At 46.1% G+C, this 15,277-nt stretch carries 13 protein-coding genes; 7 read left to right on the top strand and 6 right to left on the bottom strand.

All coding sequences use genetic code 11. The features are described 5' to 3' along the window. Positions 1–86: 86 nt before the first annotated feature. Positions 87–2,576 (top strand): heavy metal translocating P-type ATPase, encoded by a 2,490-nt coding sequence (locus tag GV64_RS09065; protein WP_020585165.1) that lies wholly within the window; start codon positions 87–89, stop codon positions 2,574–2,576. Between the two features lie 190 nt (positions 2,577–2,766). Here the strand turns inward: GV64_RS09065 and GV64_RS09060 are convergent, their stop codons facing one another. From GV64_RS09060 to GV64_RS09050, 3 genes are all read right to left on the bottom strand, one after another. After that, positions 2,767–4,146 (bottom strand): hypothetical protein, encoded by a 1,380-nt coding sequence (locus GV64_RS09060; RefSeq protein ID WP_152553983.1) that lies wholly within the window; start codon positions 4,144–4,146, stop codon positions 2,767–2,769. Positions 4,147–4,377: 231 nt separating this feature from the next. After that, entirely contained in the window at positions 4,378–5,898 is a 1,521-nt protein-coding gene (locus tag GV64_RS09055; protein ID WP_020585167.1) for an ATP-binding protein, read from the bottom strand. Next, positions 5,895–6,650, bottom strand: a complete 756-nt coding sequence (locus GV64_RS09050; protein WP_020585168.1) for a response regulator — start codon at positions 6,648–6,650, stop codon at positions 5,895–5,897. The genes GV64_RS09055 and GV64_RS09050 overlap by 4 nt, the downstream gene beginning before the upstream one ends. Positions 6,651–7,271: 621 nt before the next feature. Between GV64_RS09050 and mglB the strand changes: the two genes are divergently transcribed. The 5 genes from mglB (at position 7,272) to cueR (ending at position 12,554) form a co-directional block, all read left to right on the top strand. Further along, entirely contained in the window at positions 7,272–8,258 is a 987-nt protein-coding gene (mglB, locus tag GV64_RS09045; RefSeq protein WP_020585169.1) for a galactose/glucose ABC transporter substrate-binding protein MglB, read from the top strand. A 100-nt stretch (positions 8,259–8,358) separates the two neighbouring features. Continuing rightward, positions 8,359–9,933, top strand: coding sequence for a galactose/methyl galactoside ABC transporter ATP-binding protein MglA (gene mglA, locus GV64_RS09040; protein WP_236632928.1), 1,575 nt, complete (start codon positions 8,359–8,361; stop codon positions 9,931–9,933). 40 nt (positions 9,934–9,973) lie between these two features. Next, positions 9,974–11,002 (top strand): galactose/methyl galactoside ABC transporter permease MglC, encoded by a 1,029-nt coding sequence (gene mglC, locus GV64_RS09035; protein ID WP_020585171.1) that lies wholly within the window; start codon positions 9,974–9,976, stop codon positions 11,000–11,002. A gap of 186 nt (positions 11,003–11,188) precedes the next feature. Next, a complete protein-coding gene (locus tag GV64_RS09030; protein ID WP_020585172.1) occupies positions 11,189–12,031 on the top strand; it encodes a hypothetical protein in 843 nt (280 codons plus the stop codon). 88 nt (positions 12,032–12,119) lie between these two features. After that, positions 12,120–12,554: a Cu(I)-responsive transcriptional regulator gene (cueR, locus tag GV64_RS09025; RefSeq protein WP_020585173.1), complete on the top strand. Its 435-nt coding sequence runs from the start codon at positions 12,120–12,122 to the stop codon at positions 12,552–12,554. 13 nt (positions 12,555–12,567) lie between these two features. Here the strand turns inward: cueR and GV64_RS09020 are convergent, their stop codons facing one another. Beyond that, a complete protein-coding gene (locus tag GV64_RS09020) occupies positions 12,568–13,359 on the bottom strand; it encodes a sporulation protein (protein ID WP_026258672.1) in 792 nt (263 codons plus the stop codon). 189 nt (positions 13,360–13,548) lie between these two features. Further along, complete coding sequence (locus tag GV64_RS09015; protein ID WP_020585175.1) at positions 13,549–14,142, bottom strand: beta-phosphoglucomutase family hydrolase; 594 nt, start codon at positions 14,140–14,142, stop codon at positions 13,549–13,551. Between the two features lie 224 nt (positions 14,143–14,366). Here GV64_RS09015 and GV64_RS09010 point away from each other — a divergent pair, with 224 nt between their 5' ends. Continuing rightward, entirely contained in the window at positions 14,367–14,810 is a 444-nt protein-coding gene (locus tag GV64_RS09010; RefSeq protein WP_020585176.1) for a GNAT family N-acetyltransferase, read from the top strand. 1 nt (position 14,811) lies between these two features. On the opposite strand, the gene GV64_RS09005 is transcribed toward GV64_RS09010, so the two are convergent. Then, complete coding sequence (locus tag GV64_RS09005; protein WP_020585177.1) at positions 14,812–15,258, bottom strand: DUF411 domain-containing protein; 447 nt, start codon at positions 15,256–15,258, stop codon at positions 14,812–14,814. Positions 15,259–15,277 lie beyond the last annotated feature (19 nt).

Raw genomic sequence — 15,277 nt, 5'->3', positions numbered from 1 at the left:
CTCCCTTTACCTTCCAGTAAGGGGAAGGGTTATGCTTACCCCATGATGAATCAATCAGTGGCAAAATAGCCACAGGAGCATAACCCATGACCGCCAGAGAAACCGAGCTGCGATTGAGTGGTCTTCGCTGTGCCGGCTGTGTTGGCAAGGTAGAAAAAGCCCTGCTTGCGGTTGCCGGCGTTACTGAAGCCAGTGTGAGTCTTGCCGACCGTACTGCACGAGTTGCCGGGACAGCGTCTTCGGAAGAGTTAATCAATGCCGTAGAAAGTGTTGGTTTTGGGGCAGAGCTAGCCTTTGCTGTTCAAGACTCAGCGATCATTTCCGTCGCTTCCATGAACTGTGCCTCCTGCGTTGGAAAAATTGAAAAGTCACTGCACGGTATTGATGGTGTTAAGGGAACCGTTAATCTGGCGGATAAAACCGTGCTTCTAGAAAGCACCAGCAGCTCTGATATCCATAAAGAGATCCATACCGTGCTTGCTGCATTGGAAAAAGCAGGATTTCCCGGAACTGTTATGAACCTTGAGGAAAGTTCATTTGAGAAACAACAGGAGCAGCAGGAAGCAGAAGACAGGCGACGTTATCGCTATCTGCTGAAACATACAGCCATCGCCCTGGGACTCGGGATACCCCTGATGATATGGGGAATGGTCACTGGAGAGATGGGTGTTAACAATACTCAGGAGCAGGTTGCCTGGGGTGTTGTTGGCGTTCTTACCGGGCTGATTCTGTATTTTTCCGGAGGCCACTTTTTCACGGGCATGTGGCAATCCCTGAAGCATCGTAATGCCAATATGGATACTCTGGTGGCACTGGGTACCGGTGCAGCCTGGCTGTTTTCCATGATAGTTGTCCTGTTTCCAGAGTGGCTGCCAGCCAGTGCCCGACATGTCTATTTTGAAGCTTCCGCGATGATTATCGGCCTGATCAACCTGGGCCATGCCCTTGAACTGAGAGCCAGGGGCAAAACCAGTGAAGCGGTCAAACGCCTGCTTGGGCTTCAGGCCAAAACAGCTCGTGTGATTCGTGATGGGAAAGAACTGGATACCCCAGTGCAACAGGTACACAAAGGCGACACGCTGCGGGTGCGCCCTGGAGAGAAGATCCCGGTAGACGGCATCATTGTTGATGGCAACAGCTTTGTGGATGAATCCATGCTGACGGGTGAGCCGATCCCTGTAGAAAAGAAAGTGGGTGATGCCATTACAGCCGGTACCCTGAATAAAAATGGATCGTTACTGTTTACGGCTGAAAAAGTGGGCAGTGAAACCGCCCTCGCCCAGATTATTGCCCTGGTAAAAAAAGCCCAGAGTTCAAAGATGCCTATCGCTCGACTGGCAGACAAAATCTCCAGCATCTTTGTTCCTGCGGTGATCCTGATTGCAATACTGGCAGCGGCAGTCTGGTTCTTTGCCGGTCCTGAACCGAAAGTCGCTCATATGCTGGTCGTGGCAACAACTGTGCTGATTATCGCCTGTCCATGCGCTCTGGGACTAGCGACACCAATGTCCGTTATGGTCGGTGTAGGCAAAGCCGCGGAACTGGGTATTTTAATCCGCAAGGGTGACGCATTGCAGCAGGCCAGTAAGCTGACGACGCTGGTTCTGGATAAAACGGGAACCATCACTAAAGGCCGCCCTACAGTTACTGAGATTGTCAGCCTTACGCCATACACAGACGCCGAACTGTTAACGCTGGCTGCCAGCCTGGAGCAAGCCTCTGAGCACCCTCTGGCTGAAGCCATTGTGGAATTCGGCAAGTCAAAACAAGTGGGTTTTAAAACTGTTGATGCTTTTCAGGCCATTCCCGGACACGGGGTCTCTGGCAAAGTAGATGATCATGCACTGCTCCTGGGTAATGAAAAACTGATGACTGACAATGGCCTCAACATTGAAAGCCTTGCCAGTAAAGCTAAGCAACTGGCGGAACAGGGGCAAACCCCGATGTTTATGGCCATTGATAATCATCTGGCAGGCATCATCTCGGTTTCTGATCCAATCCGCTCCGATTCCCAAGCTGCCATCAAGCGGCTCCATGACCTGGGCATCAAGGTGGTCATGCTCACGGGTGATAACCGATTAACAGCACAGGCCATTGCCCAGCAGGCAGGCATAGATGAGTTCCATGCTGAAGTTCTGCCTGAAGATAAAGCAGAGCATGTGAAGCAGCTGCAGCGCCTTCTATATAAGAGCGGCCATAAAGTGGGTATGGCTGGTGATGGCATCAACGATGCACCCGCACTGGCTCAATCCGATGTTGGCTTTGCCATCGGCACAGGAACTGATGTTGCCATTGAATCTGCGGAGGTAACGCTGATGAGATCTTCTCTTCATGGTGTTGCTGATGCCATTGAACTGTCAAGAGCAACATTGAGAAACATCAAACAGAATCTGTTTGGTGCATTCATTTACAACTCGCTGGGAATACCAGTTGCCGCGGGCATATTGTTTCCCTTTACCGGTATGCTGCTTAACCCAGTCATTGCCGGTGGCGCTATGGCGCTTTCATCAGTCACTGTGGTGTCCAATGCCAACCGGCTGAGACTGTTCAAGCCTTCCAGAAATTTACAGATTTAAAAGCATATGGAATGGCTCCACTCACAGACAATGAGCCCCTAACAACCTTTCCATACCATTAGCTCAACCCAGAGAAGCATTAAATCAGGAAAAAATTGCTTCTTCTGGGTTACCGAGTCTGGTTAAAGCACTTTCATTGCCATAATCCCACTTTTTCAATCTAAAACAATCATTAATGATGAACCCATGATCATGGTTCCAAAGATTTTAAAAAAGTGGATAAATCAACACATACAACCTTTTTATTAAAACAATTTTTTTTCAAATACTTAAATAAAGACTTAGAATGATCAGGCTTAACACAGGAATCTTTTTTAGAAAAACAACCAAAAATCTCATTATCATCAAAAAAAGAGTCAAGGGCATGTTGAGTATTCCTTAAAGATTTTAGCCGATCTCTTTCATCGAGTGTCATCGCACGTAAAAACTGCACCGCTAACCCTCCATGAAAATCCTTAAGAACAGCACTAATATCATCCAACTCTAAAACTTTACCCGTTGAAATAAACTCATAATTTAAACACCGCCTTATCTCAAAAGAAAGCCACCGAAGCTTCGGAGGAGCATCAAGCTCATCCTTACTATCTTCACGTGTGATTTTTTCAACCAGCCGATCAAATACAAAACCAACAAGCTTTCCATTGAAAACATGCTTCGACAAATACTCTCGTAAATCTAAGTATCCTTGATCAGAAATATCATTATCGCTATGGCCAGTTTCAACTTTAATAAGCCTGCTATCACGGAGCAAACTCTGAAAATCATGAATCCATTGCAGATCAGCATTATTAACAGAAATAGCAGATAAAAATCTCCTGTTTATTGCCCCATACTCACCAGAAATCATAGTAAACCAGCAGGTGTTTAAGTCTGGTGCCCCCCCTTTCCTATCTCTTAGGTCATTTAACTGACGAAGAATTACACCAACGACTTGATCCATCCTATCAGGCAGATTTAACGCTATCTCACTCGACCGTTTTTTTCTTGCTTTTCCAGGCTCCGCTATTTTATGGTGTAAATACTCTCTGCCAGAAACAGAGGATGATGTTTCCTTCTCACTGCACGGCTGTTCTATGGCATATTTTGAACAACCTACAGAATTATCAGCTACCGAACAGTGCTTTCTTTTTTTATAGACATGCTTACCTGATCCAGCTAGTAATTTCTCACCTGAAGATTCTTCGAATCCACTAAGACCACTCTGTTTTTTTAAGTTAACATAAAAGTCTTCCACCTTTTTCAGAGCTTCATCACAACGATCTCTTTTTCTAAGAATATCAGCCTTCATTTGATTAAAATCCACACCCCCAATAACCTCTGACAACCTGGAAGGATCACATTCAATAACATCTCTGATTAATAAATCAGTGTTAGCATCTTTAAACCCTTGCTCATAGTTCAGGCGTTGAAAACATAAAGGACTAGACTTTTCGGTTCCACTGGTTTGAGAACTGATCTTTTTAAGAGTTCTTCCAAAAACTTCAACTCGATCACTTTCACAAGCAGTTACATCTCTTCTAAACATTCCTTCCGACGAAGGACGTAAACGAGGAGACCCACTAAAATTCATAATTCAAAGATCCTAAGAGAATGATAAAGCCTATCGGGATTAGTAGCTAATACAGACTCGTATATATACCTCGCCTTATTTATCAAAGAACATTTTCTAAATGATTAAAAAAACCTATCCTTCACCATTACTTGCAAAGTCCAGTAGTTCCAGCATTGAGATCTTTACTGACTAATTATCAAGGCACTGTAATATAGACGTTAAAACGCAAGAGGAGCACCGTTTTTAAAATCAGCTGTAATTTTTCTCTATGAGAAACGTCAGGGTAACCTCCAGCCCACCTTCAAGATGATTCTTTAAGCGGAGACTGCCACCATGAATTCGTGCCAGATGGCGTGCGGTAACCAAACCAAGACCATTACCGTCCGGGTTTTTCTGACAACCGTAATCCAACCGAAGGTAAGGTTTGAAAATGGTTTCTTCCATTCCTTCCGGGATACCCGGTCCATTGTCCCGGATAGTAATAATGATCTGCTCTGGTGTTCTCTCAATATAAATATTGGCCGGTGCTCCATAAATAATGGCGTTGCCAATCAAGTTCTCAAGGCACCGTTTCAATGCCAGCGGCTTACCGGTGATTTTATACAGTCCACCACTCTCATCTGGATGATTATGGAAAGGTCTGTGTAACCAGGCTCTCTGTCCTGCCGACTGTGCAGCCAGAGTAATGTCATTTAGCATTCTCTCAAGATCAACCACTTGAGGGTTTTCATGAATATCAGTATTGCTGACCACCTGAAGTGCAGACTTGACCATAATCTCCAGATGTTCCAGGTCGCTGATAAACGGTTCCCGCTGTACATCATCATCCAGCATTTCGGCTCGCAGTCGCAGCCGGGTAATCGGGGTTTTCAGGTCGTGGGATATCCCAGAGAACAGCTGTTTACGGTCATTCATATAATGCCGGATATTCTTCTGCATCTGGTTAAAAGCCTGAGCCGTTCTTTCATACTCAAGGCAACCCCATTCAGGTATGGCCACCGGTTCAAGATCCCGCCCGAACTCTTTTGCTGCTTTGGACAACGCTTCAAAAGGACGAACCATAAAATAGATCGCCAGAGTCGCAAATGCCAGCAGCACCAGCATCCAGATCAGATAGGAAGTTTGCAAAGGTGCTGGGGGGGATTCTTCTGAGAGAATGGATGAATCTGGCATCAAAGTTGCCAGATATAGCCACTCATTCTTTTCAAGCTCAACCTGTATGACCAGTACCGGAAGATCCAGAGGCTCCACCATCAACGTCTCTTTTCCCCAGTTATCCGGCAGATCTTTCAGCAGCGTCTGGTTATCCAGAACTTTCAGCGTTTCCGGTCTTGAAAAAGCAACAGTAACCCGCCCATTGATATGATCAGCATTGCCAAGCACCGTTTTAAAAACATTCACCACCGTCTGATGAGCCGAGGAATTATGGTAGGGGGGCAGCTTGATGAATTCCGAATTCAGTGTAATGAAATAACGGGCACCTCCCATGTAACGCAGTTTATTTATGGTAGCCTTTCGGATTGCAGCTGGCAGCGTGACAAAATACTCAATAGTGGCTGACATACGCAAAGCCACGTTGGTTGACACCTTGGCCAGTGCTTCCTGCCGATCACTTTCCGTTTCCCGTTCCCAGAGATGATTTACCATCAACTGAGAGGTGAACACCAGCGCAAACATCACCATTAAAAAACGCCCCGCCAGAGTCCTGGGTGAATAATAATGTACAAGGCGTTTCAGGGTTGGCCAGTATGCTTTGGCTTTACTGCTCATATCAAAACAGGCTGAACAGCATGGTGAGTAAATTGAACGTCTGTGGCCATCAGATATCCAGCACCTCGTACCGTTTTTATAATTTCTGGTGACTTTGCATCATCACCCAGGCATTGACGCAGCCGGCTGATATGCACATCAATAAAACGATCCAATGGATCAGAACTACGCTTGCGGGTTTCTCCAGCAATATATTCCCTGCTGAGCACCCTACCTGCATTGTTAATAAAGAGCATTAGCAGGTTATAGTCCGCTCCTGATAGAGGAAGTGAATCACCATCTGCGTTTGATAACGCACGTGCAGTGGTATCCAGACAAAGCCCATGAAACCAGCAAAACCTTATGGACTGCCGGGCCTCATTAGCAGGCTCACTGCGACGGAATATTGCCTTGATGCGGGCCAGCAGTTCTCTTGGGTTAAATGGCTTGGCAAGGTAGTCATCTGCACCAATTTCCAGACCAATGATTCGATCCATTTCGTCAGATACTGCAGTGAGCATAATGACTGGAACTTTGGAAAAGGTTCGCAACGCACGGCACACTTCAAAGCCATCAATACCTGGCATCATGATGTCGAGAACCACCAGCGCATGCCGGGTATCCTCCTGATGCTTTGATTGGAAAAGCTGCAGAAAAGACTCACCATCCTTTGAGGTTTCAACAATAAAACCATGCTTTGTCAGATACTCAGCAATCAATTGACGAATACCATCATCGTCATCCACCACAAAAATCCGGTGCGATGCTCCCATCTTTCCCCCTAACCTGTTTTCAACCTTTCCACTCCGGAATCATTATCCCAATCCGGTAAAGGCAAAACTATTGATTCCCAGCAATATGAATGTCTATTGACGTGTTATTTTTTTGTTGTTTTAGGTTCTGTTGACATAAGTATCCTTTCTCAGCTCAAGCCAGAATGCTTCTGGTTAGGCGCAAGAACGCAGGAATACTCATGTATTTCAAGCTCTTGCAACAACGGCAGAAGCATTCTGGCTTGAGCCCATGGGTGGCTCGTAAAGCCGCCTTCCAGCTTCGTTGAACTGGTTTTGATGTAGAACCACTACACCTGTACCAGTTCGCCTTGTGGAATACGGCTTTACGAGCCACTGAGTTTGGAGCCTTATGTCAACAGAACCTAAGACTTTGTTACATTTCGTTGAGCTGCCTTACCCTAACAACGACAACCATTTGATACCATCAAAACACACAGAAATACCAGGTAACACTAACCCTGTGTAATCAGTGACCATTGGAATATTTAACATGGAGACCGGCCTTTAGATGTGCCAAAAAGGCTGATTTCCTGACAGCCAATAGCTCTCCCCGAACTCGACATACTCTGGGAAAGTTACAAACAGACGAAAAGGACAATCATGAAAAAAGTCACCGCGCTTATTTCAGGAGCAGCTGCCATGATGGCTGCCATGACCATTGGAAGTACCGTCCAGGCCAGCACCACACTGGGCGTTACCGTCTATAAATACGACGATAACTTTATGGCAACAGTCCGCAGAGCAATTGAAGCAGAAGCCGGTAAAGTTGAAGATGTCCGCCTGCTGATGAACGACTCTCAGAATGACCAGTCCAAGCAGAATGATCAGGTTGACGTCATGCTGGCCAAGGGCGTTGATGCACTGGCTATTAACTTGGTTGACCCTGCTGCAGCCCCCGTCATTATTCAAAAAGCAAAATTTGATGGTGTACCCATCGTCTTTTACAACAAAGAGCCAACTACTGAAGCTCTGGCCAGTTATGAGCATGCTTATTATGTGGGAACTGATTCCAAAGAGTCTGGCATCATTCAAGGAGAACTAATTGCTGAACACTGGGGTAAAAATCCTGCCTGGGATCTGAATGGTGATGGCAAGATCCAGTATGTATTACTGAAAGGTGAACCCGGACACCCGGATGCCGAAGCAAGAACGTCCTACGCGGTTTCTACCCTGAATGACAAAGGCTACCCAACTGAAGAACTCCATATGGATACTGCCATGTGGGACACAGCCATGGCAAAAGATAAGGTAGACGCCTGGATCTCCGGCCCTAACGCTGACAAGATTGAAGTCGTTATCGCCAACAATGATGCCATGGCCATGGGCGCTATTGAGTCCCTGAAAGCCGCCGACCGATCCGCTATTCCTGTATTCGGTGTCGATGCTTTAACAGAGGCTCTGGCCCTGATCAAGAGTGGCCAGATGCAGGGCACGGTTCTGAATGATGCTAATAATCAGGCGAAAGCCGCTTTTGAACTGGCAAACAATCTGGCCAATGGCAAAGCTGCAGGTGAAGGTACCAACTGGAGTATAGAGAACAAAATTGTCCGCGTACCTTACGTCGGTGTTGATAAAGGCGACCTTTAACAGGCGGATGACGTTCTGACTATGAGCTCAGAAGGCTCATAGTCAGAAAGCAGCCATAAAAGAGCGACTCCTTACTTATTTAAAGCGCAGTTGGCGAAGAATGACCGTTTCATTCGCCGGGTGCTCTGCGCCTCTGAAAAGTCAGAATGCTATGGATACCAGCAACCACTTCAACAACGACAGTGAATGGCTTCTGGAAATGACCGATATCAGCAAATCATTTCCCGGAGTAAAGGCCCTGGATAGGGTAAATTTAAAAGTGCGCCCTTACTCCGTCCATGCCCTGATGGGAGAAAATGGTGCCGGTAAATCAACGTTATTAAAATGCCTTTTTGGTATTTATGAAAAAGACGAAGGCAGTATTTATTTTCAGGGTAAACCCACTGAATTCACATCTTCAAAGGAAGCACTTACTCACGGTGTTTCCATGGTTCATCAGGAATTAAACCAGGTATTGCAATCCAGCGTAATGGACAATGTCTGGCTGGGTCGTTACCCAAAGAAGAATGGTTTTGTTAATCACAAAACCATGTATGACGAAACCAGAAAGATTTTCGAAGAACTGGATATTGATGTTGATCCAAAAGATAAAGTGGCGGACCTGTCCGTTTCCAAACGACAGATGGTAGAAATTGCCAAGGCATTTTCCTATAACGCCAAAATTGTCATTATGGATGAACCTACCTCTTCCCTTTCCGAAAAAGAAGTCCGCCATCTATTTACCATCATCAAAAAATTAAAAGAGCGGGGCTGCGGTATTGTCTATATCTCCCACAAGATGGAAGAAATTTTCTCTATTTGTGATGACATCACCATACTTCGTGACGGCCAGTGGGTTACCACCCGACCGCTGGAAGGCTTGGATATGGACCAGATCATCAGCCTGATGGTAGGTCGGGAGCTGACACAGCGGTTCCCTCAGAGAGACCACCTGCCCAAAGAAGTAATCCTTCAGGTGGAAAACCTGACAGCCAAAAATCAGCCATCAATACAGGATGTCAGCTTTGAACTTCGTAAAGGTGAGGTCCTGGGTATCGCAGGTCTGGTTGGTGCCCGTCGTACCGACGTTGTAGAGACCATTTTTGGCATTCGGGATAAAAGCGCGGGTGTCATCAAGCTTCATGGAAAGACACTGGATAATAAAGACGCGTATCGAGCAATTCAAAATGGCTTTTCACTGGTAACAGAAGAGCGCCGTGCAACGGGTATCTATTCTACGCTGGATATCACCTTTAACTCTCTGATCGCCAATATTGAAAAATATAAAAAACGGTTTGGTTTATTAAGTAACCACTCCATGGGTTCTGATACCCAATGGGTCATTGACTCCATGAAAGTAAAAACCCCTGGCCATAAAACCCGAATAGGCTCTCTTTCCGGAGGCAACCAGCAAAAAGTGGTGATTGGCCGCTGGCTTCTGACCCAGCCGGAGATTCTGATGCTGGATGAACCGACCCGGGGCATTGATGTCGGTGCCAAATTTGAGATCTACCAGCTGATTCTTGATCTGGCTAAAAAGGATAAGGGCATCATTATGATCTCATCAGAAATGCCGGAACTGTTGGGTGTAACCGATCGAATCATGGTCATGAGTAATGGCCGCGTTGCCGGCATTGTGAATACCCGGGAAACCACGCAGAACGAAATTCTTGAACTGGCAGCGCGCTATTTATAACGCTTTCTATTGATAACTTATTACGGGGGGAGGGACTGCCATGAGCGTTTCCAGCAGTCTTACAGCAGGAAAACAACCGAGTGTTCTGCGTTTTATTAAAGAAGGTGGTATTTATGCGGTACTGCTCATTCTTCTGGCGGTCATTATTATACAAGAACCGTCGTTTGTTAGTTTAAGAAACCTGAGCAATATCCTGACCCAGTCATCCGTCAGAATAATTATTGCACTGGGGGTTGCCAGCCTGATCGTCACCCAGGGAACAGACCTTTCTGCTGGCCGTCAGGTTGGCCTTGCTGCGGTGATCTCTGCGACGCTGCTTCAGGCTCTGGAAAATGTGAACAAGGTCTTCCCGGAAATTGGCCCAATGCCTATTCCTGCCGTCATCATGATTGTCTGCGCCATAGGGGCATTGATTGGTCTGGTGAATGGTCTGGTGGTCGCCTACCTTAAGGTCACCCCTTTTATCGCCACCATGGGCAGTATGATTATCGTCTACGGGGTGAACTCACTTTATTATGACTATGTGGGTGCCTCACCGGTGGCCGGTTTTGCCACTCAATTTTCAGAATTTACCCAAGGCTTTATCCGGCTGGGAGACTTCCGCCTTTCCTACATTACTTTCTATGCGGTCATTGCCATTATTTTCAGCTGGGTACTCTGGAATAAAACGGTCTTTGGCAAAAATATCTTTGCCATTGGTGGTAATCCTGAAGCGGCCAAAGTCTCAGGTGTCAACGTACCACTCACCCTGCTGAAGGTCTACGCGCTTTCAGGTGTATTCTATGCGTTTGCGGGGCTTCTGGAAGCTGGACGTATTGGCTCTGCTACCAACAACCTGGGCTTTTTGTACGAACTGGATGCCATTGCCGCCTGCGTTGTTGGCGGGGTGTCATTTGCCGGTGGTGTGGGCAGTATTATGGGAGTGGTGACCGGCGTATTGATCTTCACAATCATCAACTACGGCATGACCTATATCGGTATCAATCCCTACTGGCAGTTTATTATCAAGGGCGGAATTATTATATTTGCCGTAGCCTTGGACTCCATGAAATACGCGGATAAAAAATAGTTCACCAATCCTTTTCTGGTCAATATAACAGAGTCGCACTGTCTGTTGTCAGTGCACTCTCCCATTTTATAACCTTCCTCATACCCATTTCCCCCATACTTCAATGAACTTAACGAGTTCTGTTCAGTCCAATACCACAGTTCAATCAGTCTCTATCCCCTAATGATGACAACGCTTATCCAACGATTGAAAGCTCTTTCTGCCTCATTACTGATTTTCCTTTCGGCTGGGTGGTCTGATGAAAATAGAGTTCAAACTGCCGCTCCACTCTCCTCTCTTCTTGATCAAGCAATGTATATAGATCCTGAAACCATCATCAGTATTCAAGACAAATACCATGAGTTTATTGAGTTCTCTGATCAAAAAAGAGGTGAAGAACAAATGACAACTGGAGACGAGCTGCTTGAGATTGGAAAAATAATCGGTATGGGAGTCATCGCAGCAATTTTATATGGCGTTATCCATGATTTAATTACTACCCAGATTAATTTTGCCTATTTTTCTGACCTGTACCTTACACATCATGGAGTGGTAACCCGTGATTTTTTCCCATTAGTGTACAACTCTGAATCACGTATTCTCTATTCACTGCTCTGGGGCACTATCGCTACATGGTGGATTGGTCTTCCAATAGGAGGACTTTCAGCGCTTTCTGCCAGACTAGACGCCAGGGCACTGAAAATGACCTGGCATGATCTCGTGTACCCAGTCGCAACGATGATGGGTACAAACCTCGCAATAGCCCTTCTAGCCGGTGGATTAACTTATTTAATTTCCGGAAGCAGCTTTCTGACTGTGGCCTCTATGCATAACAGCTCATATCTGTTTGGTATTATCGGTGGAATCATACTGCCAATATACATTTATGCCTCTCGTCCGCCAGAAACCAGCACCATCAAAAAGCAATGTGCCGGCTTCACAGAAGATATACTGATTTTATTCAAAGATCATCCGGATAGCTCTGAAATACAGGCATTAGTTAAATCACATCTGAATTCACCATACGGAAATTGCAAACACGCAATGTAATTTTGTCCATCAACCTCTCTTCTTATCAGCAAATAGTTTTGGCTTTCAACTATTGGTTATTAATAGGCTTTTTTAAAAGATTCAGTTAATGTTTTCAGTATATATTTATACACCAAATACTGTAGAGCCATTCATTGTGAACATTTCCCAGGCCGCTAAAACTACCGGGTTAACCGCCAAAACCATACGCTACTATGAAAGTCGGAAGTTAATTTCTCCAGCTGCTCGACTGGCTAATGGCTACCGGGACTATAATCAAAGCCATATTAGAGAATTATCGTTTGTTCACCATGCACGGGAATTGGGGTTTACTCTTGAGGAATGTGCAGATCTGCTGGAGCTTTATAGAAATAAGGAACGGAAAAGTAGCGATGTAAAAGCACTGGCTCAGCAGAAAATGACCGATATCGAGAACAAAATTGCCCAGTTGCAAACTATCAGGGAAAGTCTGAAGGAGTTGGTTAGCTGTTGTCAGGGCGATGACCAGCCAGCTTGTCCTATACTGGAAAAACTGGCTGGCTGAACATGATTAACTATCAGGTGGTCTGATCAAGAAAAGCCAGAACTTGTTCAACGACTGATTCAGGTGGCGTATCTGCAGAAATTTCAAGATGCCGCTTCAACTCGCCTCTGCCCAATAGACCCGATAGCATGCCTTTCAACCCACGCCGCTGTCGATCCACCTCAAACCAGAGTTTAAGTTGTTGCTCATCACGCCAGGCAACGACTTCCAGCTCCCGCCAGCGCCCGAGAAACTGTCCGGATACCGGAACAAACTCAAACTCCTGTACAAATGGCAGGGCAAAGCCTCCAGCCGCCTCACACTCAGCCTGACGCAACTGCAATCCTGCCTGGGCAAAACCATCAAATAAGCCAGCCATTAACGGATCGGGCCTGACCACCAGTAAATCGGTATCCGATGGGTCAATGGCAAACTGGATATCCAATCCAGTTTCAAGCCAGACCTTTCCCTCTCCAAGAGTGATTGGCGTGTTATAAGGCAGTGTAAAACTGGCATTGAAGATTCGCTCTTCATCCGGAGCAATGATAAAGGTTTCTGGTAATGACCACTGGTTCAGAGAGTAGGTCTGTTTCACCTTTTCAGTCACTGCCCCTTCATCGCCACCTTTACGCTTTTCAAGCTCTTCAAAGTACTGGCAACAGATATTGAGATAGATATTATCAATCTGCTGCTCAGCGGCTCCCCCTTTAACCCGGATGGTGAAATCCACCCGCTTACCGGGAATCAGCTCCGGCTGTTCAAGTACTGCATCCACTTTTGCAGCGCCTATGGACAGCGACGCCATTGCTTTTTTCAGTAGTGACATAAAATACAACAACTACAAAACAGAGTTATTAAGTACCAAGCCTATGGAATCGAATATTTCCGGGTCATTGGACAGCGGCTATACAAGGCACAACGATGGGAGCATCGCAGGGCTATGTAAACATAGTTGTAACTCAGTAAAGCAACTGTCCAATGGAGCAGAAAATTTGATTTCATCTGGTTGGGTACTTTAGTTAGGCCAATGCAGCTGACCATTGACGACCAGAACACAATCCATGCCTGCAGCAGTCGCTGCCTGTCGGCCGAGTTCAGTATCTTCAAACACCAGACACCGCCCTGGTTCAACACCAACCTGAGCAGCAGCCGTTAAAAAGGTTTCAGGGTGTGGCTTGCCATTCTCAACATCTGAGACGGTAACCAGAGCATCCAGGCGTTCAAGCAGCCCAACACCAGCCAGCAGTGATTCTGCGTGAGCCCGAATAGCCCCAGTACCTACTGCGATTTTCTTTTTACCTTCGCATCGGGTGAAGACTGCATAGGTTTCATCAATCAGAACCGGCCCGCTGTATATTTCTTCCCACAGAAGACGTTTGGTTTCAGCAACAGAGCCAGAGTCCAATGACAAGTTATAACGTTGGTTGACCAGTTCAGCCGTTCGCTCAGTGGAAACGCCCCCCAAAGAGTAGTGCCACTCTTTGTCAAAAGGAAATCCATATTTCTCTGAGGTCAAACGCCAGGCCTCAAGATGAGTAGGCATGGAATCAATCAGCGTGCCATCCATATCAAAAATAATGGCATCGTAACCGGTAAGTTTTTCTAGCATGGGTCGCTGTATTCCATTGTGTTGAATAGCTTCGTTGCGACAGGCAACTGGACGAAATGGTGAATGATAAACCTGAATGCCTAACCTTCAAACATCACAAACCCTATAACCATATTTTACGTTTGTGAAGTGATCAGATAAAAGACTCTGGTACGTATTAAGAAAAGTGATGCTAACCTCTATGAGTCCCTGATAAATAACATTCAAGAGGTCAGTATCGCATCATGACCGTTATAGTCCGTGAGCCAGAAGAAGCCGATCATAGACAATGGCAGGATTTATTCAGCAACTACCAGCGTTTTTATCGCGGACATATCCCTCCAGAAACCGTAGACTTTACCTGGCAACGAATACAGGATCCTGCAAGTGATATGGGTGGCCTGGTAGCTGAACTGGATGGCCAGCTGATAGGACTGACACACTTTCTTTATCACGACTCAACGTGGAACAGTAAAAAGAGCTGCTATCTCGAAGACCTGTTTGTGGATAAACAAGCCCGTGGCTGCGGTGCCGCCCGGCTGCTGATTGAACAGGTAGAGCATATCGCCCGGGAGTCCGGTGCATTTCGTCTTTACTGGCATACACAGGAATATAATGGAGCGGCACGATCACTGTATGATTCCATCATGCCGCCCTCTTCATTTATGGTTTATCGCAAAAACCTGTAGCTCAGTGAGAAGCAAACACACTCATACTGCCATCTTTTTTGTAGGCGATGGTCTGATAGGCGTCCTTCTGGTCACCGTACTCCATTCCTGGTGAGCCCATGGGCATACCTGGCACCGTAATACCGCGAAAGTCTGGCTTCTCAGTCAACAACCGGACCACATCCGATGCAGGCACATGTCCTTCAATGGCATAACCACCAACAAATGAGGTATGACAGGAACCTGTGCCATAAGGCAGATTCGCCTTCTGCTTGTATTTACCCATATCCTGCACGTCGTGAGCCATTACCTGAAAGCCATTATCTTCCATATGTTTTATCCACTCGGAACAGCAGCCACAGGTGGGTGACTTGTAGGTCATGATCATCGGAAACTTATCCGCTGCATAGCCCGCAACAGAGTTCAACAGCAGGGTCATACCCAGAACGATTGCTTTTGTGTTTTTCATGAGATTTACTCCATTTCCT

It is taken from the genome of Endozoicomonas elysicola (assembly GCF_000710775.1).
In the GTDB taxonomy this organism is placed as follows: Bacteria; Pseudomonadota; Gammaproteobacteria; order Pseudomonadales; family Endozoicomonadaceae; genus Endozoicomonas; species Endozoicomonas elysicola.
This window is presented reverse-complemented; position numbering and strand designations above follow the sequence as displayed.

What these genes read in the sequence shown, in the direction of transcription:
- GV64_RS09005 (WP_020585177.1), bottom strand. Translation starts at nt 15,258, where the DNA reads ATGAAAAACACAAAAGCAATCGTTCTGGGTATGACCCTGCTGTTGAAC.
- GV64_RS09065 (WP_020585165.1), top strand. Translation starts at nt 87, where the DNA reads ATGACCGCCAGAGAAACCGAGCTGCGATTGAGTGGTCTTCGCTGTGCC.
- mglB (WP_020585169.1), top strand. Translation starts at nt 7,272, where the DNA reads ATGAAAAAAGTCACCGCGCTTATTTCAGGAGCAGCTGCCATGATGGCT.
- GV64_RS09055 (WP_020585167.1), bottom strand. Translation starts at nt 5,898, where the DNA reads ATGAGCAGTAAAGCCAAAGCATACTGGCCAACCCTGAAACGCCTTGTA.
- GV64_RS09010 (WP_020585176.1), top strand. Translation starts at nt 14,367, where the DNA reads ATGACCGTTATAGTCCGTGAGCCAGAAGAAGCCGATCATAGACAATGG.
- GV64_RS09050 (WP_020585168.1), bottom strand. Translation starts at nt 6,650, where the DNA reads ATGGGAGCATCGCACCGGATTTTTGTGGTGGATGACGATGATGGTATT.
- GV64_RS09020 (WP_026258672.1), bottom strand. Translation starts at nt 13,359, where the DNA reads ATGTCACTACTGAAAAAAGCAATGGCGTCGCTGTCCATAGGCGCTGCA.
- GV64_RS09015 (WP_020585175.1), bottom strand. Translation starts at nt 14,142, where the DNA reads ATGCTAGAAAAACTTACCGGTTACGATGCCATTATTTTTGATATGGAT.
- mglA (WP_236632928.1), top strand. Translation starts at nt 8,359, where the DNA reads ATGACCGTTTCATTCGCCGGGTGCTCTGCGCCTCTGAAAAGTCAGAAT.
- cueR (WP_020585173.1), top strand. Translation starts at nt 12,120, where the DNA reads ATGTTTTCAGTATATATTTATACACCAAATACTGTAGAGCCATTCATT.
- GV64_RS09060 (WP_152553983.1), bottom strand. Translation starts at nt 4,146, where the DNA reads ATGAATTTTAGTGGGTCTCCTCGTTTACGTCCTTCGTCGGAAGGAATG.
- mglC (WP_020585171.1), top strand. Translation starts at nt 9,974, where the DNA reads ATGAGCGTTTCCAGCAGTCTTACAGCAGGAAAACAACCGAGTGTTCTG.